This is a genomic window from Arthrobacter sp. 210 2, assembly GCF_059093025.1.
Genome location: NZ_JBNHIE010000015.1, coordinates 33,972 through 57,392 on the forward strand (window position 1 = coordinate 33,972; position 23,421 = coordinate 57,392).

Annotated in this window: 23 protein-coding genes; 21 read left to right on the forward strand and 2 right to left on the reverse strand. The window is 66.0% G+C overall.

What is annotated here, in order from left to right; genetic code table 11:
* Positions 1-99: 99 nt before the first annotated feature.
* Complete coding sequence (locus AC5RWA_RS20585) at positions 100-561, reverse strand: succinate dehydrogenase hydrophobic membrane anchor subunit (protein WP_079595732.1); 462 nt, start codon at positions 559-561, stop codon at positions 100-102.
* 3 nt (positions 562-564) lie between these two features.
* The gene (gene sdhC / locus AC5RWA_RS20590) at positions 565-945 is read right to left on the reverse strand and encodes a succinate dehydrogenase, cytochrome b556 subunit (RefSeq protein ID WP_079595731.1); all 381 of its coding nucleotides are present in this window, start codon (positions 943-945) and stop codon (positions 565-567) included.
* Positions 946-1,212: 267 nt separating this feature from the next.
* Here sdhC and AC5RWA_RS20595 point away from each other — a divergent pair, with 267 nt between their 5' ends.
* The 21 genes from AC5RWA_RS20595 (at position 1,213) to AC5RWA_RS20695 (ending at position 23,347) form a co-directional block, all read left to right on the forward strand.
* Positions 1,213-2,346, forward strand: a complete 1,134-nt coding sequence (locus AC5RWA_RS20595) for a mannose-1-phosphate guanylyltransferase (protein WP_079595730.1) — start codon at positions 1,213-1,215, stop codon at positions 2,344-2,346.
* Positions 2,347-2,449: 103 nt separating this feature from the next.
* Positions 2,450-3,649, forward strand: coding sequence for an amidohydrolase (locus AC5RWA_RS20600; protein ID WP_275726061.1), 1,200 nt, complete (start codon positions 2,450-2,452; stop codon positions 3,647-3,649).
* Between the two features lie 76 nt (positions 3,650-3,725).
* Positions 3,726-4,160: a MarR family winged helix-turn-helix transcriptional regulator gene (locus AC5RWA_RS20605; protein WP_275726060.1), complete on the forward strand. Its 435-nt coding sequence runs from the start codon at positions 3,726-3,728 to the stop codon at positions 4,158-4,160.
* Between the two features lie 43 nt (positions 4,161-4,203).
* The gene (locus AC5RWA_RS20610; protein WP_494058875.1) at positions 4,204-4,635 is read left to right on the forward strand and encodes an organic hydroperoxide resistance protein; all 432 of its coding nucleotides are present in this window, start codon (positions 4,204-4,206) and stop codon (positions 4,633-4,635) included.
* Positions 4,632-5,651, forward strand: coding sequence for an NADP-dependent oxidoreductase (locus tag AC5RWA_RS20615; protein ID WP_494058876.1), 1,020 nt, complete (start codon positions 4,632-4,634; stop codon positions 5,649-5,651). The genes AC5RWA_RS20610 and AC5RWA_RS20615 overlap by 4 nt, the downstream gene beginning before the upstream one ends.
* 256 nt (positions 5,652-5,907) lie before the next feature.
* A complete protein-coding gene (locus tag AC5RWA_RS20620) occupies positions 5,908-7,014 on the forward strand; it encodes a BMP family lipoprotein (protein WP_494058877.1) in 1,107 nt (368 codons plus the stop codon).
* Positions 7,015-7,192: 178 nt separating this feature from the next.
* Positions 7,193-8,779, forward strand: a complete 1,587-nt coding sequence (locus AC5RWA_RS20625) for an ABC transporter ATP-binding protein (RefSeq protein ID WP_494058878.1) — start codon at positions 7,193-7,195, stop codon at positions 8,777-8,779.
* Positions 8,772-10,154, forward strand: a complete 1,383-nt coding sequence (locus tag AC5RWA_RS20630) for an ABC transporter permease (protein ID WP_494058879.1) — start codon at positions 8,772-8,774, stop codon at positions 10,152-10,154. Before AC5RWA_RS20625 ends, AC5RWA_RS20630 begins: the two co-directional genes overlap by 8 nt.
* Positions 10,151-11,470 (forward strand): ABC transporter permease, encoded by a 1,320-nt coding sequence (locus tag AC5RWA_RS20635; RefSeq protein ID WP_115524393.1) that lies wholly within the window; start codon positions 10,151-10,153, stop codon positions 11,468-11,470. Before AC5RWA_RS20630 ends, AC5RWA_RS20635 begins: the two co-directional genes overlap by 4 nt.
* A gap of 5 nt (positions 11,471-11,475) precedes the next feature.
* On the forward strand, positions 11,476-11,883 hold the full coding sequence (locus AC5RWA_RS20640; RefSeq protein WP_494058880.1) for a cytidine deaminase: 408 nt from the start codon (positions 11,476-11,478) through the stop codon (positions 11,881-11,883).
* Positions 11,880-13,196: a thymidine phosphorylase gene (locus AC5RWA_RS20645; RefSeq protein ID WP_494058881.1), complete on the forward strand. Its 1,317-nt coding sequence runs from the start codon at positions 11,880-11,882 to the stop codon at positions 13,194-13,196. The genes AC5RWA_RS20640 and AC5RWA_RS20645 overlap by 4 nt, the downstream gene beginning before the upstream one ends.
* A 6-nt stretch (positions 13,197-13,202) precedes the next feature.
* The gene (locus tag AC5RWA_RS20650) at positions 13,203-13,832 is read left to right on the forward strand and encodes a DedA family protein (protein WP_494058882.1); all 630 of its coding nucleotides are present in this window, start codon (positions 13,203-13,205) and stop codon (positions 13,830-13,832) included.
* A gap of 212 nt (positions 13,833-14,044) precedes the next feature.
* Positions 14,045-14,764, forward strand: coding sequence for a DedA family protein (locus AC5RWA_RS20655; RefSeq protein WP_079595718.1), 720 nt, complete (start codon positions 14,045-14,047; stop codon positions 14,762-14,764).
* A gap of 42 nt (positions 14,765-14,806) precedes the next feature.
* Positions 14,807-15,937, forward strand: coding sequence for an adenosine deaminase (locus AC5RWA_RS20660; protein ID WP_115524389.1), 1,131 nt, complete (start codon positions 14,807-14,809; stop codon positions 15,935-15,937).
* 100 nt (positions 15,938-16,037) lie between these two features.
* The gene (locus tag AC5RWA_RS20665) at positions 16,038-16,604 is read left to right on the forward strand and encodes a MazG nucleotide pyrophosphohydrolase domain-containing protein (RefSeq protein ID WP_494058895.1); all 567 of its coding nucleotides are present in this window, start codon (positions 16,038-16,040) and stop codon (positions 16,602-16,604) included.
* Between the two features lie 139 nt (positions 16,605-16,743).
* Complete coding sequence (gene eno / locus AC5RWA_RS20670; protein WP_079595716.1) at positions 16,744-18,024, forward strand: phosphopyruvate hydratase; 1,281 nt, start codon at positions 16,744-16,746, stop codon at positions 18,022-18,024.
* Between the two features lie 71 nt (positions 18,025-18,095).
* Positions 18,096-18,773, forward strand: a complete 678-nt coding sequence (locus AC5RWA_RS20675) for an FtsB family cell division protein (RefSeq protein WP_494058883.1) — start codon at positions 18,096-18,098, stop codon at positions 18,771-18,773.
* A 28-nt stretch (positions 18,774-18,801) separates the two neighbouring features.
* Positions 18,802-19,473, forward strand: a complete 672-nt coding sequence (locus AC5RWA_RS20680; RefSeq protein ID WP_494058884.1) for a DUF501 domain-containing protein — start codon at positions 18,802-18,804, stop codon at positions 19,471-19,473.
* Positions 19,470-20,432: a Ppx/GppA phosphatase family protein gene (locus AC5RWA_RS20685; RefSeq protein ID WP_494058885.1), complete on the forward strand. Its 963-nt coding sequence runs from the start codon at positions 19,470-19,472 to the stop codon at positions 20,430-20,432. Before AC5RWA_RS20680 ends, AC5RWA_RS20685 begins: the two co-directional genes overlap by 4 nt.
* A gap of 27 nt (positions 20,433-20,459) precedes the next feature.
* On the forward strand, positions 20,460-21,821 hold the full coding sequence (locus AC5RWA_RS20690) for a S8 family serine peptidase (RefSeq protein ID WP_494058886.1): 1,362 nt from the start codon (positions 20,460-20,462) through the stop codon (positions 21,819-21,821).
* 53 nt (positions 21,822-21,874) lie between these two features.
* Positions 21,875-23,347 carry an NAD(P)/FAD-dependent oxidoreductase gene (locus AC5RWA_RS20695; RefSeq protein ID WP_494058887.1) on the forward strand — a complete coding sequence of 491 codons (1,473 nt, stop codon included), beginning with the start codon at positions 21,875-21,877 and terminating at the stop codon, positions 23,345-23,347.
* Positions 23,348-23,421: the final 74 nt, after the last annotated feature.

Sequence of the window (23,421 nt, forward strand, 5' to 3'; positions counted from 1 at the left end):
TCTTTCTCTCAAAATTCGCTATAAAACAACGGGGCGGCTTCGCCTTCCCCGCAAAACAGGGCCCGCGGTAATGCCCGCGGGCCCGGGGTGGTGCTGGTGCTAGGCAGGGCAGAAGCCGCCAGGCAGGGGAACGCCGTCGACGACGGGGCACGGGTTGAAGGTGAAGATCACCAGGGTGCCCAGGACGATGATGACGACGGTGGCCGAGTAGAGGACCGTCTTCAGCCAGCGGCGGGTGGAGGTCTTTTCGGCGTAGTCATTGATGATGGTGCGGACGCCGTTGGTGCCGTGCAGCATGGCAAGCCACAGCATGGTCAGGTCCCAGAACTGCCAGAACGGATCCGCCCACTTGCCGGCAACGAAGCCGAAGTCGATGGCGTGGATGCCTTCGCCTACCAGGAGGTTCACGAAAAGGTGCCCGAAGATGAGGACCACCAGCACCACGCCGGAGAGGCGCATGAACAGCCAGGCGATCATCTCGAAGTTGCCCCGGGTGCCGCCGTTGCGGCGGTACTGGGGGGCGATCCGCCCGCTGCGGGGGCTCTCGATTGTTGCACTCATGGCTTAGTGACCTCCGAGGGCGAGGGACAGGTGGCGGATGGAGAATGCGACCATGGTGACGACCCAGAGACCCAGGACTGCCCACAGCATCTGACGCTGGTACTTGGCGCCGTTCTTCCAGAAGTCGACCGCGATGATCCGCAGGCCGTTGAAGGCGTGGAAGACGATGGCGGCAACAAGGCCCGTCTCACCCAGTGCCATCAGGGGATTCTTGTACGCGCCGATAACGGCGGTGTAAGCCTCGGGTGACACACGCACCAAGGAGGTGTCCAAGACATGGACCAACAAGAAGAAAAAGATCACTACACCGGTAATACGGTGTCCTACCCAAGACCACATGCCTTCACGGCCGCGGTACAAGGTGCCAGCTGGTTTTGTCGGCACTGATAAACCTCCCTGCAACACAGCGGCGCTGGCATGAGATCCACGCGGGGGGAACGCCTGCTGCGAGAGCACTCGTAGCTCAGGCCTAAATCTAGGCTCCGCTCACAGCTTATTCAATTTAGGAGCTCCTTGGTGCCCAGCAGTGGCGCGGTTTTTCGAATTTTTTGAGACGAACGCCACACGGGCTTGCCGCACTTGGACTGAACTGTGTCGCGGCGGCGGAGTCCGGAGGGGGCCGTTGCGGCCGGTCGGCTAAAGTAGGCGGTGATGAGTACAGACAAAGTGACAAGCCCGGCATCACCCCTTGACCGCTTCATCGCGGTGATCCCGGCCGGCGGAGTGGGGACCCGCCTCTGGCCCCTGTCGCGAGCCGCAGCTCCCAAGTTCCTTCACGACCTCACGGGTTCGGGCAGCACATTGCTGCGCGCCACCTACGACCGGCTGCACCCGCTTGCGGGAAGCCGGATGCTGGTGGTGACCGGCAAGGCCCACCGTGATGCCGTTTGCCGCCAGCTTCCCGAAGTTAAGGATTCGGACCTCGTCCTCGAGTCCGAACCCAAGGACTCGGCGGCAGCCATCGGACTCGCCGCCGCCATCCTGCACGAGCGTGATCCCGACACCATCATGGGTTCCTTCGCCGCAGACCAGGTCATCAGCCCGGACCACCTTTTCCAGGAGGCCGTCCGCGAAGCGATCCACACCGCAGCAGCCGGCAAGATCGTGACCATCGGCATCAAGCCCACGCACCCGTCCACGGGTTTCGGCTACATCCGTTCAGGCCAGGGGCTGCACATCGAGGGCGCGCCCAGCGCCCAGGACGTGGTGGAGTTTGTTGAAAAGCCGGATGAAGTAGTGGCCCAGCAGTATGTGGACAGCGGCAACTACGTCTGGAACGCCGGCATGTTCGTGGCGCCCGTGGCGCTGCTGCTTAAGCACCTGGAAGCCAACCAGCCCGAGCTGTTCCAGGGCCTGCAGGAAATCGCCCGCGCCTGGGACACCCCGGCCCGTGACGAAGTGACAAGCCGCGTGTGGCCCACGCTGCCCAAGATCGCGATCGACTACGCCGTGGCCGAACCCGCCGCTGAGGCCGGGGACGTCGCCGTCGTGCCCGGCTCCTTCCGGTGGGATGATGTTGGCGACTTCGCCTCCGTGGGCCGGCTGAACTCAGCCAAGGAAGTGGATGACGTCACGGTCCTGGGTGAAGGCGCCCGCGTCTTCACCGAGAACTCCAGCGGCGTGGTGGTCACTGACACCAAGCGGGTCATCGCCCTGATCGGGATCCAGGACGTGGTCATCGTAGACACTCCGGACGCCCTGCTGGTTACCACCATGGCCAACTCGCAGCGGGTTAAAGCGGCCGTTGATGCCCTCAAGGCCAGCGGCGACACGGACGTCCTTTAACCGACGCGCCGCCGTCCGCATCCCGGGGCCCGTCCGGCCACCCGGGATGTAACGCGGCGACCGTGATGGCTGGTATTCCTGCCACCCTCGCTAGAGTGAAACAGTGCGCAATTACACTACTGAAGCCGAGCCCACCGCCCTGGTGGCTCCGTGGCTCGAGCCGCTCCTGCCGGAACTGATCGAATTCCGCCGGGACCTGCATGCGCATCCGGAGCTGTCCTTCAAGGAATTCCGCACCACTGACAAGCTGGCCGAGCGGCTCGAGGAGGCAGGCCTCACTCCGCGCCGCCTCGAGGGAACCGGACTCACGGTGGACGTCGGGGAAGGCCCCATCGCCACTGCGTTGCGCGGGGACATCGACGCCCTGCCCATCATCGAGGAAACCGGCCTGCCGTTCGCCTCGAAGAACCACGGCGTAACCCACGCCTGCGGCCACGATGTGCACACCACCACCATGCTCGGCATCGCCCTGGTGCTGCACAGGATGCACCAGGAGACGCCCCTGGGCGCCACCGTCCGCCTGATCTTCCAGCCGGCCGAAGAAACCATGCCCGGCGGCGCCCACTCCTGCATCGAGCAGGGCGTCCTGGAAGGCGTGCCCCGGATCCTGGCGCTGCACTGCGATCCCCGCATCGAGGTGGGCAAGATCGGCACGCGCATTGGAGCCATCACCTCGGCCTCGGACACCATCCGTATCGAGCTTTCCGGCCGGGGCGGCCACACCTCGCGGCCACACCTGACCGAGGATCTTGTGTTTGCCCTGGCGCAGATCGCGGTGAACGTGCCCGCGGTCCTGTCCCGCCGGGTGGATGTCCGCAGCGGCGTGTCCGTGGTGTGGGGCCAGATTTCCGCCGGGTCGGCGCCCAACGCCATCCCGGGCACCGGCTACATGGCCGGGACCATGCGCTGCCTGGACCGCGAGGCCTGGCACGCCGCCGGTGAACTCCTTGATGAAGTGGTCCACCAGGTGGCGGCACCGTACGGCGTGGACGTCAAGCTTGAGCACACCAGGGGAGTGCCTCCGGTGGTCAACTCTGAACATGAAACGGCCATTATCGAGGCGTCCGCACGTGCCGAGATCGGCGAAAGTGCCGTGGTGCTCACGCCGCAGTCCATGGGCGGTGAAGACTTCGCCTGGTTCCTGGCAGAGCTTCCCGGTGCCATGATGCGCCTGGGCACCAAAACTCCGGGCGGCGAGGAATATGACCTCCACCGCGGCGACTACATCCTGGACGAGCGTGCCCTTGGCCTCGGCATCCGGGTACTGACCGCGGCGGCCCTGCGCACCATCCGCGACCTCTAAGCAGCGTTCTGCACCGGTTCTCCGCCGCAGGACGAGTAAGTTGTGCACAACTGAGTTGTCCGTTACTGTTTGTGCTATGACCGAAATTCCCCGCCTGGACCGACAAGTATGCTTCGCGTTGTATTCGGCCTCCCGCGCCGCCACCGCCGTCTACCGTCCTGTTCTGGAAGACATGGGCCTGACGTACCCGCAGTACCTTGTGATGCTGGTGCTGTGGGAGAGCGAGCCGCGCGGCGTGAAGGAACTGGGCGAGGAATTGGGCCTGGACTCCGGCACCCTGTCGCCCTTGCTGAAGCGGCTTGAAGCCCTGGGCCTGGTGGAACGGCGCCGGTCAGGCGAGGATGAGCGCCGCGTGGCCGTCCACCTGACATCGGCGGGAAGAAGCCTCAGCGCGAAGGCTGCCGCCATTCCCCAGCGTCTCGCGAAGTCCGCGGGACTCTCTCCCCGGGAACTCGAGCAGCTCCGCGAAACCCTTGGCAAATTGACGGCCGCCCTGCACAACGCGGTGTGACGCCACCAACGTCTTACTGATCCCCAACAGAACGGATACCACTGTGAAGCCTCTTTACACTGCCGAAGCCCTTGCCTCCGGCGAAGGTCGCGACGGAAACGCCCGCTCCAGCGACGGCAAGCTGGAAGTCAACCTTGCCAGCCCTGTTGAACTCGGCGGCAGCGGCCAGGGCACCAACCCGGAGCAGCTCTTTGCTGCAGGATATGCTGCCTGCTTCCACTCGGCACTGCGCCTGGTGGCCGGCAAGGAACGGGCCGACCTCACCGATTCGGCCGTAGCCGCCAAGGTCCACCTCGGCAAGCTGGACGGCGGAACGGGCTTCGGCCTGGCCGCCGAACTGGAGATCGCGCTGCCGGCCCTTGACCTGGCCACCGCCGAGGCTCTCGTGGCCAAAGCGCACCAGATCTGCCCCTATTCGAACGCCACCCGTGGAAACATCAGCGTGGACATCAAGGTCCTGGAGTACGCAGCATGAGCGTTGCCACGCTGCCTGCCACCACCCGTGAAATCCAGCTGGCGTCCCGTCCGGTGGGCCGCCCGGGGCCGGAGAATTTCCGGCTCGCCGAGTCGCCGCTGCCTGAACTCACAGATGGCCAGATCATGGTGAAGAACCTTTTTATCTCGGTTGACCCCTATATGCGCGGACGCATGAACGACGTCAAGTCCTACTCTGCGCCCTTTGCCTTGGGCGAAGCGCTCGACGGCGGCGCGGTGGGTGAGGTGATCGCGTCCCGTTCCGACGCGTATCAGGAGGGGGACGTCGTCGTGCATTCCCTCGGCTGGCGCGAATATGCGGTGCTGGACGGTGCCGCCGCCACCCCGGCCCGCACCGACCTGGCACCGGCCTCGGCATTCCTTGGCGCCCTGGGCATGACCGGCCTGACAGCCTATGCCGGGCTGCTCAAGGTGGCCAATTTTGCCCCGGGCGACGCCGTCTTCGTTTCCGGCGCGGCAGGCGCGGTTGGCTCACTGGTGGGCCAGATCGCGAAAGCGATGGGCGCCTCGCGGGTGATCGGCTCGGCAGGCTCACCCGCCAAGGTGGCCCGCCTGCTGGAACTCGGCTTCGACGCGGCCTTCGATTACCACGACGGCCCGGTCCGTGAGCAGCTGGAAAAGGCTGCCGGCAGTGCCGGCATCGACGTCTACTTCGACAATGTGGGCGGCGAGCACCTGGAGGCTGCACTGGCCGTCCTCAATGTTGGCGGGCGGGTGGCGATGTGCGGTGCCATCGCACAGTACAACTCCACGGAACCAACCCCCGCGCCGCGCAACCTCATGCAGGCCATCGGCAAGCAGCTCACCCTGCAGGGTTTCCTGGTGGGTGGCCAGCGGCAGCATGCCCGCGAGTTCGCCGAAAAGATGGCGGGCTGGCTGGCCGACGGCACCGTGCGCTACGACGAAACCATCGTCGACGGGCTCGAGAAGGCCCCGCAGGCCTTCATGGACCTGCTCGATGGCGCGAACACGGGCAAAATGCTGGTCCGACTCTAGCTCCCGCCCGCCGCGCAACCAGGAGGGGTGCCGCAGCAGAGCGGCACCCCTACTGGTTGGTAACAACTTGTAAACAATCTCCGGGAACCGGTTCTGCCGTGCTATTGGGACGTGGCGCAGGCCACTAAAGTAGGAGCCATCAGTGCGCTCCGGCGCAGTGCTGCGAGCCCTCAGTGAAAACAGAATTTCAGTGCAGAAACGGACACTCATTGAATTCGAGCCGTAGCGCCACTCTCTTCACCCTGGAGGAATCTTGATGACATCACTGCGTTCACACCTCAAGCGCGGTTCAGTTGCAGGCCTGGCTACCGTGGGTGCCACAGCACTCGTGCTGGCCGGTTGCGGCGCCCCGCCTGAAGCGGGAACCAACTCCACGGCCGGCGCCACCGATTACACCGGCTGCATCGTCTCCGACTCCGGCGGCTTCGATGACCAGTCCTTCAACCAGTCCTCCTACGAGGGGCTGAAGAAGGCTGAGGCTGACCTGGGCATCAAGGTCAACCAAGTGGAGTCCAAGACAAACAACGACTTTGAACCGAACCTGCGGGCCATGGTCACCGCCGGCTGCGACCTCACGCTGACCATCGGCTTCCTGCTGGGAGACGCCACCAAGGAGCAGGCAGCAGCCAACCCGGACAGCCACTTCGCCATTGTCGACTACCAGTACGATCCCGCCATCGCCAACGTCAAGCCGATCATCTACGACACCGCGCAGGCAGCGTTCCTCGCCGGCTACCTTGCCGCTGGAACCACCAAGACCGGCACGGTGGCCACCTTCGGCGGCGTCAAGATCCCCACAGTGACCATCTTCATGGACGGCTACGCCGACGGCGTGAAGTACTACAACGAGCAGAAGGGCAAGGACGTCAAGCTCCTTGGCTGGAACAAGGACTCACAGGACGGCAGCTTCACCGGGGACTTCGAAAAGCAGGACGTGGGCAAGCAGCTCACCCAGAACTTCCTGGACCAGGGCGCCGATATCGTGATGCCGGTCGCCGGCCCGGTAGGCAAGGGCGCCGGTGCTGCCCTGAAGGAAGCCAAGGCCGCCGGCAAGGACGTTAAGCTCATCTGGGTCGACTCCGACGGCTACCTGACCGCCCCTGACTACAAGGACATTATGCTGTCCTCCGTCATGAAGACGATGGGCGACGCCGTGGAGGCCGTTGTTAAGGATGACAAGGAAGGCAACTTCAGCAACACCCCGTATGTTGGCACGCTGGCCAACGAGGGCGTGAAGCTGGCTCCCTTCCACGACCTCGATTCCCAAGTCCCCGCCGAGCTGAAGTCCGAGCTGGAGCAGATCGAGAAGGACATCGTGGACGGCAAGCTGAAGGTTGAGTCCAAGGCAAGCCCGAAGGCCTGATTCCGCGTGCAGCGCCACCGCCCGGCTGGTCATTGACCGGCCGGGCGGTGGCGCTTTTTTGCTGGCTCCCTTTTCCGGGCCGGCGCCCGCTCATCCTCCTGCTGCAGCCACTAGGCTGGTGCTGCAGCCACATATCCCGTCCGGTGGATCACTGGACGCTTCGAGATTGGTCAGAGTTTTGAAACTTGAACTCAGAGGGATCACTAAACGCTTCGGTACCCTGCTCGCCAACGACCACATCGATGTGGTGGTTGAACCTGGACAAATCCACTGTCTGCTCGGCGAAAACGGGGCCGGTAAATCCACCCTCATGAATGTGCTGTACGGGCTGTATGAGCCCTCCGAAGGCGACATCCTCATCGATGACAAACCGGTGTCCTTCCGCGGCCCTGGCGATGCCATGGCCGCCGGCATCGGCATGGTGCACCAGCACTTCATGCTGGTTCCCGTTTTCACGGTCGCCGAGAATGTGGCGCTGGGAGCCGAACCCACCAAGGCGGCAGGCTTCCTCAACCTTGACGAGACGCGCCGCCGGATCAAGGAAATTTCGGACCAGTACGGGTTCGACGTCGACCCCGACGCCCTGGTGGAGGACCTGCCGGTGGGTGTCCAGCAGCGCGTGGAAATCATCAAGGCACTCGTCCGTAATGCCAGGGTCCTGATCCTGGACGAACCCACAGCCGTGCTGACCCCGCAGGAAACCGACGAACTCCTGGACATCATGCGCCAACTCAAGTCCGGCGGCACCTCGATCGTCTTCATCTCCCACAAGCTGCGGGAGGTCAAGGAGGTCTCCGATACCATCACCGTGATCAGGCGCGGAAAGGTGGTGGGATCCGCCGAGCCCTCGGCCCCCACCACCGAACTTGCCTCCATGATGGTGGGCCGCGCCGTAAACCTGACCCTGGACAAGGCCCCGGCCAAACCGCAGGAAAAGACCTTCGAAGTCCGGGACCTGACCGTCATCGCCCCCAACGGCCAGCACGTGGTGGACGGACTCAGCTTCGACATCGCGCGCGGGGAGATCCTTGCGATCGCCGGCGTCCAGGGCAACGGCCAGACCGAACTGACCGAAGCCATCCTGGGACTCCAGGAGCGTGTGTCCGGCTCCGTACAACTCGATGGCAAGGAACTCCTGGGCCGCTCCGTCAAGGAGGTCCTGCAGGCCGGCGTCGGATTTGTTCCCGAGGACCGCAAGGTGGACGGACTGGTGGGCACGTTCTCCGTGGCGGAGAACCTGGTCCTGGACCTTTACGACAAGCCGCCGTTTGCCAGGGGAATCAGCATGAGACCGGCAAAGGTCCTCGAGAACGCCAAGGCACGCATCGGTGAATTTGACGTCCGTACCCCCTCCGCCGCCGCGGCCGCCGGAACCCTGTCAGGCGGCAACCAGCAAAAAGTCGTGATGGCCCGGGAACTCTCCCGCCCGCTGCGGCTGTTCATCGCCTCCCAGCCAACCCGGGGCGTGGACGTGGGATCCATCGAGTTCCTGCACCGCCGCATCGTCACGGAGCGGGACCAGGGCACGCCGGTCATGATCATCTCCACGGAACTGGACGAGGTGATGGAACTCGCCGACCGCATCGCTGTGCTCTACAAGGGCAGGCTGGTGGGCGTTGTGCCCGCCGGCACCAGCCGCGACACCCTGGGCCTGATGATGGCCGGCATACCGCCGGAGGAACACGCACACACGTCCCAGGCCGGCCCTGCCGCGGGCACGACCACAGCCTCCACCCCTGACGCCGAGGGAGACGACCATGTCTGAAAACCACCCCAAGCACGCAGCCGGGGAGCACGGCAGGCCGGACCACAAGGATCCACACCATCCCAGCCCTGCTGAGGAGGAAACTGCCGCCGTCGTCTCCGTTGATACGGCGGGCGGCGCCATGGAACCCTCCGCCGTCCCGGCCACCGCCCAAAGCGGGCAGCTTCCCGGTGGCCCGGACACGCTGCTCCGCAGGATCTTTACCGGGAGCGGCATGGTCTCGGTCCTCGCTGTGCTGCTGGCCCTCATTATCGGAGGCCTGCTGATTGCCAGCACGGACAAGCAGGTGGCCACCACTGCAACATACTTCTTCGCCCGGCCCACGGACTTCCTTTCGGCGGTCTGGACTGCGGCCACCCGCTCCTACATCGCCCTGTTCCAGGGCTCGGTATTCAACCCCCGGGGCAACAGCGTGGCGGCTCAGTTCGCGCCGTTCATGGAGACCCTCACCATCGCCACCCCGCTCATCACGGCCGGTTTGGGCGTGGCGCTGGCATTCCGCGCAGGCCTTTTCAACATCGGCGCGCAGGGCCAGATCATCGTGGCCGGCATCCTCGCCGCCTGGGTGGGCTTCGCCCTGAACCTGCCCCTGGGCCTGCACCTGCTGCTGGTCCTGGCGGCCGGCATCATCGGCGGCGCCCTGTGGGGCGGACTGGTTGGCGTGCTCAAAGCCCGCACCGGCGCCCATGAGGTGATCCTCACCATCATGTTCAACTACATCGCGCTGTACTTCCTGCGGTACCTCCTGAATACGCCGGCGTTCCAGCGGCCGGGGGAGTCGAACCCCATTTCGCCGATCCTCGATCCCACCGCCGTCTACCCGCAGATTTTCGGCAGCCAGTACCGGCTCCACCTGGGCTTCATCCTCGCCATCGGAGCCACTGTGCTGGTGTGGTGGCTCCTGAACCGCTCCACCGTCGGCTTCGAATTCCGGGCCGTCGGCGCCAACCCCAAGGCCGCCCAGACTGCCGGAATCAACGTCTCCCGCTCCACCATCCTGGTGATGGCCATTGCCGGCGGGCTGGCCGGAATGTCCGGTGTGGCCCAGGTGGCCGGCACCGAGAAGGTCCTCACGGACGGCGTCGCAGCCACCTACGGCTTTGACGCCATCACCGTTGCGCTGCTGGGACGTTCGACGCCGTGGGGCACGTTCGCCGCCGGCCTGCTGTTCGGCGCCTTCCGCGCCGGAGCCGTCCAGATGCAGATCCAGACCGGCACCCCCATCGACATCGTCCTGGTGGTCCAGTCCCTCATCGTCCTCTTCATCGCCGCGCCGCCACTGGTCCGTGCCGTGTTCGGCCTGAATCCGCGGCGCAAAAAGCCCGCCCGCGCCGCCAAGTCCCGGCAGGCAGCCACTACCGGAGGTGCAGCATGAGCACAACAGTTTCGTCCCCCCGGCCGGGGACCCCACAGCCGGCCGGAACGGACAACGGCACAGCCACCATGTCCGCAAAGCCGGTGGGCTGGAAGACGCCGGTGCTGCTCACCGCCTTCGGGCTGATTGCCCTGGTCTTTTTTGGGCTGCTGGCCCCCAATCAGACCGCCAGCTTCGGTATCTCCACCAGCGAGGACTTTTTCCAGCTGCCCGCCCTGGCGGTGAACGCCTTCGCCGGCGGCCTTGTGCTGTCCATCCTGCTGCTGGGGCTGGCAGGGTACGCCGTGTACCTCAAAACGAAGGGCCGGCCCGCACCCGGCTGGCTGACCATCACGTTCATCGTCCTGTTCGTGGCCGCGTTCCTGATCTGGGTGGTGGGCGGCGCCCGGACACCCACCATCTCCCTGGCCGGCCTCATCGCCGGCTCCGTCACCCTGGCCGTCCCCCTCGTGTTCGGGTCACTGTCCGGCGTCCTGTGCGAACGTGTGGGCGTGGTCAACATCGCCATTGAAGGGCAGCTTCTGGGAGGCGCCTTCACGGCCGCAATCGTGGCCAGCATGACCCAGAACCCCTTCATCGGGCTCCTGGCCGCTGCCGTGGCCGGGGCTGTTGTGTCCATGGTGCTGGCGTTGTTCAGCATCAAGTACCTGGTCAACCAGATCATCGTCGGCGTGGTCCTGAACGTGCTCGTCTCCGGCGTCACCGGCTTCCTGTTCAGCACCGTCATGCAGGCCAACAAGGCCCAGTTCAATTCACCGCCAGGGCTGGATGTCATCGAGATTCCCGTCCTGTCCAGCATTCCGGTGATCGGGCCGATCCTGTTCCGCCAGTCCTTGGTGGGCTACCTCATGTACATCGCAGTCCTGGTGGTCTGGGTGGGGCTGTTCAAGACCAGGTGGGGCCTCCGGGTACGGGCAGTGGGGGAGCACCCGCAGGCTGCGGACACCATGGGCATCAACGTGAACGCCACCCGCTTCTGGAACGTCACCCTGGGCGGTGCCGTGGCCGGAATCGGCGGCTCCTTCTTCACCCTGGTGGCGATCGACAGCTTCACCAAGGAGATCTCCGGCGGCCGCGGCTTCATCGCACTCGCCGCCCTGATCTTTGGCCGTTGGAACCCGATCGGGGCCTTCTTCGCCGCCCTGCTGTTCGGCTTCGCGGACAACCTGCAGAGCATCGTCACCATCATCGGCACGCCCGTCCCCAGCCAGTTCATGGCCATGCTGCCCTACCTGGTGACCGTCCTCGCTGTGGCGGGACTGGTCGGCAGGTCCCGTGGACCCGCCGCCAGCGGCATACCGTACGTCAAGGGTTGACGGCCGTGGAACCCGCAACCACTGTGGACTGGCAAGCCCTGGAGGCAGCCGCCGTCGCCGCAATGCACAATGCCTACGCTCCGTACTCGAAGTTTCCGGTGGGGGCTGCGGCCCTCACCGGCGACGGCCGGATTGTCAGTGGCTGCAACGTAGAGAACGCAAGTTACGGCTTGACCCTCTGTGCGGAATGCGCCCTGGTGGGCAACCTGCTCATGACCGGCGGCGGGCTGCTGCGGGCCTTCTATTGCGTGGACGGCAGCGGAAACATCCTGATGCCCTGCGGCCGCTGCCGCCAGCTGCTGTACGAATTCCGCGCCCCGGGCATGGAACTTATGACCACCCAAGGCATTAAAACCATGGACCAGGTGCTGCCTGACGCCTTCGGTCCCGAACACCTGGAGGAAACCCGGTGACAGACAAGAAAGCCGAAGCGTTCGACGCGGTGGACATCATCCGCGTCAAGCGCGACAAGGGGACGCTGACCCCGGAACAGATCGATTGGACCATCGACGCGTACACCCGGGGAGCGATTGCGGACGAGCAGATGGCTGCACTCAACATGGCCATCCTGCTCAACGGCATGAACCGCACCGAAATCGCACGCTGGACAGCGGCGATGATCGCCTCCGGCGAGACGATGGACTTTTCCAGCCTGCGCCGGCCGGACGGCGGCCTGAAGTACACCTCTGACAAGCACTCCACCGGCGGCGTGGGGGACAAGATCACGTTGCCCCTGGCCCCGCTGGTGGCGGTGTTCGGCGTCGCCGTCCCGCAGCTCTCCGGCCGGGGGCTGGGCCACACGGGCGGCACCCTTGACAAGCTCGAATCCATCCCCGGCTGGCGTGCCGCCCTGAGCAACGAGGAGATGCTGGCCCAGCTCCAGGACGTGGGCGCGGTGATCTGCGCAGCCGGCGCCGGCCTTGCGCCGGCGGACAAGAAGCTGTACGCCCTGCGGGACGTCACCGGAACCGTCGAAGCCATTCCGCTGATTGCCTCATCCATCATGAGCAAGAAAATCGCCGAGGGCACCGGCTCCCTGGTCCTGGACGTCAAGGTGGGCAGCGGCGCGTTTATGAAGGACGAAGCCTCGGCAAGGGAACTCGCTGAAACCATGGTGGCCCTGGGCAAGGACGCGGGCGTGAACACCGTTGCCCTGCTCACCAACATGGACACCCCGCTGGGCCTCACCGCGGGCAACGCCATCGAAGTTGAGGAATCCGTCGAGGTGCTGGCCGGCGGCGGGCCCTCCGATGTTGTGGAGCTGACCGTCCGGGTGGCGGAGGAGATGCTCGCCTGCGCCGGAGTCCACGACGCCGACCCCGCGGCCGCGCTGAAGGACGGACGGGCGATGGACGTGTGGAACCGGATGATCGAGGCCCAGGGCGGCGACCCGCGTGCACAGCTGCCCGTCGCCCGGGAATCCGACGTGGTCTACGCCCCGGCGGACGGCGTGCTCGTGGAGCTCGACGCGCTCGCCGTCGGCGTGGCCGCATGGCGGCTGGGAGCAGGCCGGGCCCGCAAGGAAGACGCAGTGCAGGCCGGGGCCGGCGTCCGGATGCACGCCAAACCCGGCGCCGTGGTCCGCGCCGGCGAGCCCCTGATGACTCTGCTCACCGATACCCCGGAACGGTTCGCGCGCGCCCGGGAAGCGCTCGAGCACGCAGTGGTCATCGCCCCCGAAGGATCCCGTCCGGCCCAGCGACTGATCATCGACCGAATAGCATAAGAACCCATGCAGGCCATCAATGACTTCATCCTTGCCGCAGCCGGACAACCCTGGGTGCTTTTCCTGGTTCTGGCATGCTGCGTCATTGACGGCTTTTTCCCGCCGATTCCGAGCGAGTCCGTGGTGGTGGGACTGGCGGCCGTGGCTGCCACGGCCGACGTCCCCAACCCCTGGGTCCTGATGCTGGTGGCCGCCCTGGGCGCCTTCTCCGGAGACAACATCGCCTATCTGATCGGTCGCCGGGTGGGAACCACCAGGTGGTCCTGGATGCGCGGTCCCCGGATGCAGAGCGCCTTCCGGTGGGCCGGCGCAGAATTGCGGAAACGTCCAGCCTCACTGATCCTGGTGGCCCGGTTTGTCCCGATCGGCCGCGTGGCCGTCAACCTGACGGCGGGGGCCACGCGCTACCACCACGCGCGCTTCCTGGGTTTGACCGCCCTCTCGGCCGTTCTTTGGGGGGCGTACTCCGTAGGGATCGGGCTGTTTTTCGGGCAGTGGTTCGAGGAAAACCACCTTCTGGGAGCGGCCATCGCCATCGTCTGCGCCGTGGCATTGGGCATCGTGGTGGACGTGGTGATTAACCGGGTCCGGCGGAAAACCCCCGTCGTGGAACGGATGCGGGAACCCGAGGCCTGACGCGGCATGTCAGCCCCTTGGCGGAGGCCCTGAAGCCCTGAAGATCACCCGCAGGGACGATGATGCCGCGGCGTCTTCCCCGATACCGTGAGGTGGGTGTTCCCGGGGCCGGGGCGTAGCGAACGACGCCCCGGCCGTGGGACACTTAGGAACGATTTCCGCTATGGCAGCGTCGCTTTGGCTGCGTCATCTTTGTCTAGGAGCAAGACCGCGTGGAGTTTATTAATGAGGCCGTGCTCCATGCAGCGGGCCAGTGGTGGATTTACCCCATCCTGCTGGTGTTTTTCTTCGTGGACGGCTTCGCGATGGTGGTCCCCAGCGAAACCCTCATCGTGGCCCTCGCGGCCTTCTCCAGGCACAGCGGGGAACCCAACCTGTGGATCCTCGGAACAACCGCCCTGATCGGCGCCATCGCCGGCGACAACATGGCCTTTATGCTGGGACGCCGGATCGGGCTGGACCGCTGGAAATGGATGCGCCGTCCCAAGGTCAAGAAGGCCTTCGGCTGGGCCCGCTATGAACTGGACAAGCGCGGGGCCGTGCTGATCTTCACCGCCCGCTACATCCCCTGGGGCCGGGTGGCTGTCAACTATGTTGCCGGAAGCACGGGCTTTGGCCACCGCCGCTTTTTCCTGCTGGACGCCTTTGCCTGCGTCACGTGGGTGGGCTACTCCATCGGCATTGGCCTGCTGGCCAGCTCCTTCCCCTGGCTGCACCACAACCCGCTGCTCAGTGCCGGCATCGCCGTAGTGTTCGCCATCGTCCTGGGCATCCTCATCGACCACCTGCTTCGCTGGTGGCATAAGCATCTTGCGCGCAACGACGCCGAAGAAGTGGACGAATGGCTCGACGGCGGCCCGTCCGGCGCGCGTGACGGCAAGGGCGGGTCAACGATTCTCGCCCCGTCCGCAGACGGCGGACCGGCAGCCTGACAGCGGCTGGCTTTGAGTCCCGGCCCACCCTAAGGTGGGAACGTGACTGAGCCTATTGTTGACGCTGCCCCTGCCCTCGATTTTGACCTGAAGAGCCTGCCCAAGGTTTCACTTCACGACCACCTGGACGGGGGCCTGCGTCCAGCCACCATCATCGAACTGGCTGAGGCCGTTGGCCACACCCTCCCCTCGACCGATCCCGTTGCCTTGGGCCAGTGGTTCCGCGAGTCTGCCGACTCAGGTTCCCTGGTCCGCTATTTGGAGACGTTCGACCACACCGTTGCCGTCATGCAGACGCGCGAAGGCCTGGTCCGGGTGGCCAAGGAATTCGTCGAGGACCTTGCCGATGACGGCGTGGTGTACGGCGAAGTGAGGTGGGCTCCCGAACAGCACCTGCAGAAGGGGCTCACGCTGGACGAGGCCGTGGAAGCAGTCCAGGAAGGCCTCGAAGCCGGCGTCGAAGCAGTAGGGGAGAGCGGCCGCGAAATCCAGGTGGGCCAGCTCATCACCGCCATGCGCCACGCTGACCGCGGCCAGGAGATCGCCGAGCTCGCCGTCCGCCACCGCAACAAGGGTGCCGTGGGCTTCGACATCGCCGGGGCAGAGGACGGCTTCCTGCCGTCCCGCTTCAAGGATGCCTTTACGTACCTGGCACAGCAGAACTTCCCCGCTACGGTGCACGCCGGCGAGGCCGCCGGGCTGGAAAGCATCCAGTCCGCACTGGTGGACGGCCGCGCGCTGCGGCTGGGACACGGCGTCCGGATCGCCGAGGACATCATGGTGGAATTCGACGACGACGCCGAGGACACCGTCGGCCTGGTCACCCTGGGGGATCTCTCCAGCTGGATCCGCGACCGCGGCATCGCACTGGAGATCTGCCCCTCCTCGAACCTGCAGACCGGTGCCATCGCCGCCTTCGGCGACGGCATCGACAGCCACCCCCTGGACATGCTCTACCAGCTGGGCTTCAACGTCACCATCAACACCGACAACCGGCTGATGAGCGGCGTCACCCTCACGGACGAGTTCGACCTCCTGGTGGAAACGTTCGACTACGACCTTGACGACCTGCTCGAGCTCACCCTGAACGCCGCCGAGGCTTCCTTCCTGCCCCTGGAGGAGAAGGAGGCGCTGGTGGAGTACATCAACGACGCCTACGCCAACCTTGGCTGACAATGCCGCCGGCGGCTCCTCCATCGGGGAGGCGCCAGGCAGTTCGGCGCTGGAGGAGCTGCTGGGGAAGATCGCGGCCCTGCGCGAGCACTGTCCCTGGATGGGAGCGCTGACCCACGCCTCGCTGGTGGAATACCTCCTTGAGGAGGCCTATGAAGTAGCCGAAACCATCGAGACCGGGAATCCCGACGCCGAACTCCAGGGCGAGCTGGGCGATGTCCTGCTCCAGGTGGTGCTGCACGCCCGGCTCGCCGAGGAGCGAGGGGCCTTTACGTTCGACGACGTTGCGCGCGGCCTGGGAGCCAAAATGGTCCGCCGGAACCCGCATGTCTTCCGGCCGGACGGCTCGCTGCAGGACAGCTTTCCCGCGACCGTTGACCAGATTGTCCGTAAGTGGGACGCGGTCAAGCGGGCGGAGCATCCGGCCCGCACCAATCCCTTCGAGGGGATTCCCCAGGCGCTCCCGGCACTGGCACGGGCACAGAAGTCCGTGGACCGGGCGGCCCGCGCGGGCGCGCCGTTGCCTCCTCCGGCTCCCATTCCGGAAACGGAGGACGAGCTCGGGGAGCAGCTCCTCGCCGTCGTGCGTTCAGCCCACGCTGCCGGATTCGACGCAGAGCGCGCCCTGCGTGGCGCCGTGCGCCGCTACCAGCAGGGGGCACCGTAAGCCCAACACCGCATCATCATGACGCAGTGGCTGGATAGGTTTCCGTAACCCGCACCACTCTCGACTACGCTGGTCTCTGACGAGTACGTCGAGTCTTTCTGCAAGATCCCCCCGTTAATCGCCCATAAGGAGCAAATTCATGGCGCTTATCGATGCCATCCACGCCCGCGAGATCCTCGATTCCCGTGGCAACCCGACCGTAGAAGTTGAAGTTCTGCTCTCCGACGGCCAGATCGGCCGCGCAGCAGTTCCCTCCGGCGCTTCCACCGGCGAGCACGAGGCCGTTGAACTGCGTGACGGCGACAAGGGCCGTTACCTCGGCAAGGGCGTCCAGAAGGCCGTTGACGCGATCATCGACCAGATCGCTCCGGCCCTGACCGGCTTCGACGCCACCGACCAGCGCAGCATCGACCAGGCCATGCTGGACCTGGACGGCACCCCCAACAAGGGCAAGCTGGGCGCCAACGCCATCCTGGGCGTTTCCCTGGCCGTGGCCAACGCGGCCGCAGCTTCCGCCGACCTGCCCCTCTACAAGTACCTGGGCGGTCCCAACGCCCACGTCCTGCCGGTCCCGCTGATGAACATCCTCAATGGCGGCTCGCACGCCGACTCCGACGTCGACATCCAGGAATTCATGGTTGTCCCGCTGGGTGCCGAGACCTTCTCCGAGGGCCTGCGCTGGGGCGTTGAGGTTTACCACGCCCTCAAGTCCGTCCTGAAGGAAAAGGGCCTGGCCACCGGCCTGGGCGACGAAGGCGGCTTCGCACCGAACCTGCCGTCCAACCGTGCAGCACTGGACTTGATCCAGGAAGCCATCAAGAACGCCGGCTACACCCCGGGCAAGGACATCGCCCTGGCCCTGGACGTTGCCTCCTCCGAGTTCTTCACCGACGGTGCCTACCAGTTCGAAGGCAAGTCGCTGACCTCCGCCGAGATGAGCGCCTACTACACCGAACTCGTTGCCGACTACCCGCTGGTCTCCATCGAGGACCCGCTGGACGAAAACGACTGGGACGGCTGGAAGACCCTCACCGACTCCATCGGTGACAAGGTCCAGCTGGTTGGTGACGACCTGTTCGTCACCAACCCCTCCATCCTGCAGCGAGGCATCGACACCAAGACCGCCAACTCCCTGCTGGTCAAGGTCAACCAGATCGGCTCCCTCACGGAGACCCTGGACGCCGTCAGCCTGGCCCAGCGCGCCGGTTACACCACCATCACCTCGCACCGCTCCGGCGAGACCGAGGACACCACCATCGCCGACATCTCGGTGGCCACCAACGCCGGCCAGATCAAGACCGGCGCACCGGCACGCTCCGAGCGCGTTGCAAAGTACAACCAGCTTCTGCGCATCGAAGAGGAACTCGACGACGCCGCACGCTACGCAGGCCGCAGCGCGTTCCCGCGTTTCAAGGGCTAGTAGCCGCGTAAGCCAACAAACGGTGGCTATGGTTGAAAGACCATAGCCACCGTTGCTGTTTCAGGAGTGTCATGGCTACCCGCCGTCCCAAAGTCCCCAAGGTCGCCCCCACCCGCCAAGCCAGGGAAACCTCCGACGGCGCCGAAATCATCCAGGCGGACTTCCGCTCCGGCAAGGACAAGGCGGGGCAGGAGGTCCATGCCGGCAGGGCGGGCGGCGCCGCGACCGGCAGCGCCTCGACGGGGAAGGCCGGTTCAGTCACTGCCGGATCCCGCCCCAAGGCCGGAGCTCCGGCCGGGGGCAAGGGGAGCAGCGCGGCCGCCGGCGCGGGGGAACCTGCCGCCGGGGAGGACCAGCACCCCGTTCCGGCGAAGGCGTTTTCGGGCCGGATGCTGGCACTGGCCGTGGTGATGATTGCCATCACCGTCATGCTGGCGCCCACCGTCAAGATCTTCTTCGACAAGAAGGCTGAGATCGACGCCCTGAACGCCGACATCGCCGCCCGTGAAGCTGAAGGGGACGTGCTGCGCCAGCAGGTTTCCCGCTGGCAGGACCCGAACTACGTGAAACAGCAGGCCCGCGACCGCATTAACATGGTTATGCCGGGCGAAACCGGCTACTGGGTTTTTGGCAGCGATGTGCCCGCCGGGGAAACCAGTGGCCAGTCCGGCGCAGCAGCACAAGACCCCGCCGATCTGCCGTGGGTGGATTCCCTGTGGGAGTCCATTACGCGCGCGGCCACAGACTGAACCGCAAAAGGAAGGACGGCCCGCGACAGTGGAACACAACACGGCAGCCGCCCGGGAGGAATCCCGCCAACCATCACCGCATGACCTTGAAGTACTGAGCCGGCAGCTGGGACGGCCGGTGCGTGACGTGGTGGAGATTCCTGCGCGCTGCGTCTGCGGCAACCCGCTCGTGGCGGCCACCGCTCCGCGCCTGAGTAACGGCACCCCGTTCCCCACCACGTTCTACCTCACACATCCGGTCATCACCTCCGCGGTGTCCCGGCTCGAGGCGGCCGGTGTCATGAACGACATGAACGGGCAGTTGACTGCTGACGCTGAACTCGCTGCCGCCTACCGATCCGCCCACGACGCCTACCTGGCCGCGCGCGACGCTATCGGCCAGCGCTCGGGCATCGGCGCTGTCCCCGAAATCGACGGAATTTCCGCCGGCGGCATGCCCACGCGCGTCAAATGCCTCCACGTCCTGGTGGGCCATTCATTGGCGGCCGGCCCGGGGGTCAATCCGCTGGGTGACGAGGCGCTGCTCCAGATCCGGGAATGGTGGACCGCGGACAAATGCTATTGCGACGGCGCCTGGGACACCACCGGCGTGGCACCCTCACGGGACCTCAGCCGCCACGGACCGCAGGGCCTGCCGGACATCGTGGGGCGCCCCGCACCTGTCCGCAAGTCCGCCAACCCTGCCGAGGCACAACAATGACCCGCGCCGGAACCACCCGGGTGGCCGCCATCGACTGCGGCACCAACTCCATCCGCCTCCTCATCGCGGATATCGACCGCAGCGAGGGCACCAGCACCCTCACGGATGTAGTACGCGAGATGCGGGTGGTGCGCCTTGGCGAGGGCGTTGACGCCACCGGCGAGCTCGCCCCCGAAGCACTCGAGCGAACGTTCGCGGCGACAGCCGACTACGCGCAGCTGATCCGCGAACACCGCGCCGAAGCTGTCCGCTTCGTGGCAACGTCTGCCAGCAGGGATGCCCGGAATCGGGACGTTTTCGTGGACGGCATCCGCGACCTGCTGGGAGTGGAGCCGGAAGTGATTTCCGGCGACGAGGAAGCCGCGCTGTCCTTTGCCGGAGCCAGCAGCGTCCTGCCCATCCTGGATGGCCACGAAGTCCTGGTGGTGGACCTCGGCGGCGGAAGCACCGAGTTCGTCCTGGGCACCGCAGGAGGAGTCACCGCGGCCAAATCCGTGGACATCGGATGTGTCCGCCTGACGGAACGGCACCTGCGCAACGATCCGCCCACCGCCGAAGAGATAGCAGCGGCGGAAGCCGACGTGGACGCTGCCATCGCCCGCGCCGGACAGGACGTTCCGCTGGAACGCGCCACCGCCGTCGTCGGCGTTGCCGGCTCCATCACCACCATCACAGCGCACGCTATGAAGCTGCCGGAATACTCGCCGGACGCGATTCACGGCACCGAGCTGCCCATCGACACCGTGCGGGCCGCCTCCACAGACCTTCTGGAAATGGTCCGCTCGGAGCGGGCCGCGCTGCCGTACATGCACCCGGGACGGGTGGACGTCATTGGGGCGGGCGGCCTGGTCTGGCGCAGGATCCTGGAACGGATGGGCGGGCTCAGCGGCGGGCGGATCACCACGGCAACGGCCAGCGAGCACGACATCCTCGACGGCATCGCCCTGAGCATCGGCTGATTTTAGATGCAGCCTTCCACGAAACCCATGCTGCAGAAAACCGGATCGGCGGCGCTTGCCCTGGTCCTCGCTGCCTGCTGCCTTTGTACCGGACTCTTCACTCCGCCCGCAGCGCACGCCGACGAATGGCGGGACAAGCAGTACTGGCTGGCGGAATCCGGCATCAACAAGGCGTGGGAGGTGTCAAAGGGCGCCGGCGTTAAAGTAGCCATCATCGACAGCGGCGTGGACGCCCAGCACCCGGACCTCAAGGGAGCGGTGGCAGGCGGTTACGACGCTTCCGGCTCGGGCCAGCCCGACGGCCAGAAAAGCGTCGGCATCAAGCCCGAACACGGCACCCTGGTGGCCACCATGCTCGCCGGCCGCGGACACCAGCCTGCAAACGCCACGCCCACCGCCACCCCCGGGCCGGCGCCGGTGGCTCCGGACGGAATCATGGGCGTTGCCCCGGAGGCACAGATCCTCTCGGTATCGACCTGGCTGGGTTCCCCGAATCCTTCCGGGAAAAGCGACCAGGACCAGATTCCGGAAGCCGTCCGCTGGGCGGTGGACAACGGTGCCAAGGTCATCAACATCTCGCTCGGCAGCACCACACCGCAGTGGCCGCAAAGCTGGGATGCAGCCTTCCTGTATGCAGAACAAAAGGACGTGGTGATCGTTGCCGCGGCCGGCAACCGGATCGGCGGAAACACCCAGGTGGGTGCGCCGGCCACCATCCCCGGGGTCCTCACCGTCGCAGGGCTGGACCGCAAGGGGGCCGCAAGTGTTGATGCATCGTCCCAAGGCATCAGCATCGGCGTCGCCGCGCCGGCCGAGAACCTCCTGGGCGGCATGCCCGGCGGCAGCTACGCCGAGTGGGCGGGGACTTCAGGATCCGCCCCCATCGTGGCCGGAGTCGCGGCTCTGATCCGCTCCAAGTGGCCTGCCATGTCCGCCGAACAGGTCATCAACCGCATCGTTTCCACGGCCAGGGACGCCGGAGCGCCGGGCAAGGATCCCCTGTACGGATTCGGCGTCCTGAACGCCGAGGCCGCGCTCAAGGACGAGGTCCCCGAAGCCAAGGGCAACCCGCTGGGCTCCATCGCCGAATGGATCCGTGTCCACCGGCGGGGCAACCTGGCCACTCCCGCCCCGCTGCCCACGGCTGCTGTGCCCAGCGCGGTGCCGACGCTTCCGGAAGCTACCGTGCCTGCCGCGGAGGCGCCCTCGCAGCGGGACAGTGCCATCGGCGCCGCCGTCGTGATCGGATTCGCCCTCCTGTTCGTGGCGATCATTGCGGCAGCGGTTGTCCAGTTGCGGCGGGCGGCCAGGGACCCGGCACTGGCTGCGGAGGAGCAGGAAACAGGCGTCATCGAAAAGGTGGATTCGGGCGGGAAAACGCAACAATAGGGGTCCTTCCCGCAGTTAGTGAAGATTTTCACAAACTGCGCTATCCTTAAACTATGGCAACCACCCCAGAGCTCCAGGACCGTCCCAGGGTACTCGTCGTCGGCGGCGGGTACGTCGGCCTGTACGTAGCACTCAAACTGCAGAAGAAGATCGCGAATGCCGGTGGCATCGTCACCCTCGTGGATCCACTGCCCTACATGACGTACCAGCCCTTCCTCCCCGAGGTAGCAGGCGGCAACATCGAGGCCCGCCACGCGGTTGTGTCCCACCGCCAGCACCTCAAGCAGACCGAACTGATCCAGGGCCGCGTCACCTCGATCGACCACGCCAACCGCACCGCGGTTGTGGCTCCGGCAGACGGCGGCGAGAACTTCGAGGTTCCCTACTTCGACGTCGTCCTGGCCGCAGGTGCCATCACCCGCACCTTCCCCATCAAGGGCCTCGCGGACAAGGGCATTGGCCTGAAGACCATCGAGGAAGCCGTTGCCCTGCGCAACAAGGTCCTGGAGCGCATCGAGGTTGCCTCCACCATGACCGACCCCGCTGCCCGCGCCAAGGCACTCACCTTCGTGGTGGTGGGCGGCGGCTTCGCCGGCATCGAATGCATCACCGAGATGGAGGACCTGGCCCGCGCCGCAGTCCGCAACAACCCCCGGATCAAGCAGGAGGAAGTCCGCTTCGTCCTGGTTGAAGCCATGGGCCGCATCATGCCCGAGGTTACCGCCAAGCAGGCCGAATGGGTTGTGGAGCACCTGCGCAGCCGCGGCATCGAGGTCCTGCTGAACACCTCGCTGGACAGCGCCGAAGGCACCCTCAAGCTCATCAACCTGCCGGACAAGACCCCCGCCCAGGAGTTCGAAGCAGACACCCTCGTGTGGACTGCCGGCGTGCAGGCCAACCCCATGGTCCGCTCCACCGACTTCCCGCTGGAGCCCCGCGGCCGCGTCCGCGTCCTCCCGGACCTGCGCGTTGCCGGCGATGAAGGCATCGTGGACAACGCCTGGGCAGCCGGCGACATCGCCGCTGTTCCGGACCTCACAGGCAAGGGCCTGCCCGACGGCACCTGCGTCCCCAACGCCCAGCACGCACTCCGCCAGGCCAAGCGCCTCGCCAAGAACCTGTGGGCCTCGCGGTGGGAGAAGCAGCTGAAGGACTACAAGCACAAGAACCTCGGTGCTGTGGCCGGCTTCGGTGAATGGAAGGGCGTCGCCAACATCAACCTGGTGGGCAGCATCGGCCTCAAGGGCGGACTCGCCTGGCTGGCCCACCGCGGCTACCACGGCATGGCCATGCCCACGTTCGAGCGCAAGTTCCGCGTGATCTTCAACTGGATCATCAGCTTCTTCGCCGGACGCGACACCACCCAGCTGATGGACCTGGACAACCCGCGCGGCGCCTTCGTTGCTGCCGCCACGCCGGCTCCCAAGCCCGCAGCTGCTGCGCCTGCAGCCCCCGCCGCCCCCGCGACCGGCGGCGGATCCACCGCCGTTGAATCGAAGGAAACGGTCACGGCCCCGGCCAAGTAGTTCTCGACGCCCGACGGCGGCTGTCCCCTTGCGGGGGCGGCCGCCGTTTTGTTTGTGCACGGGAAGATGTCCCG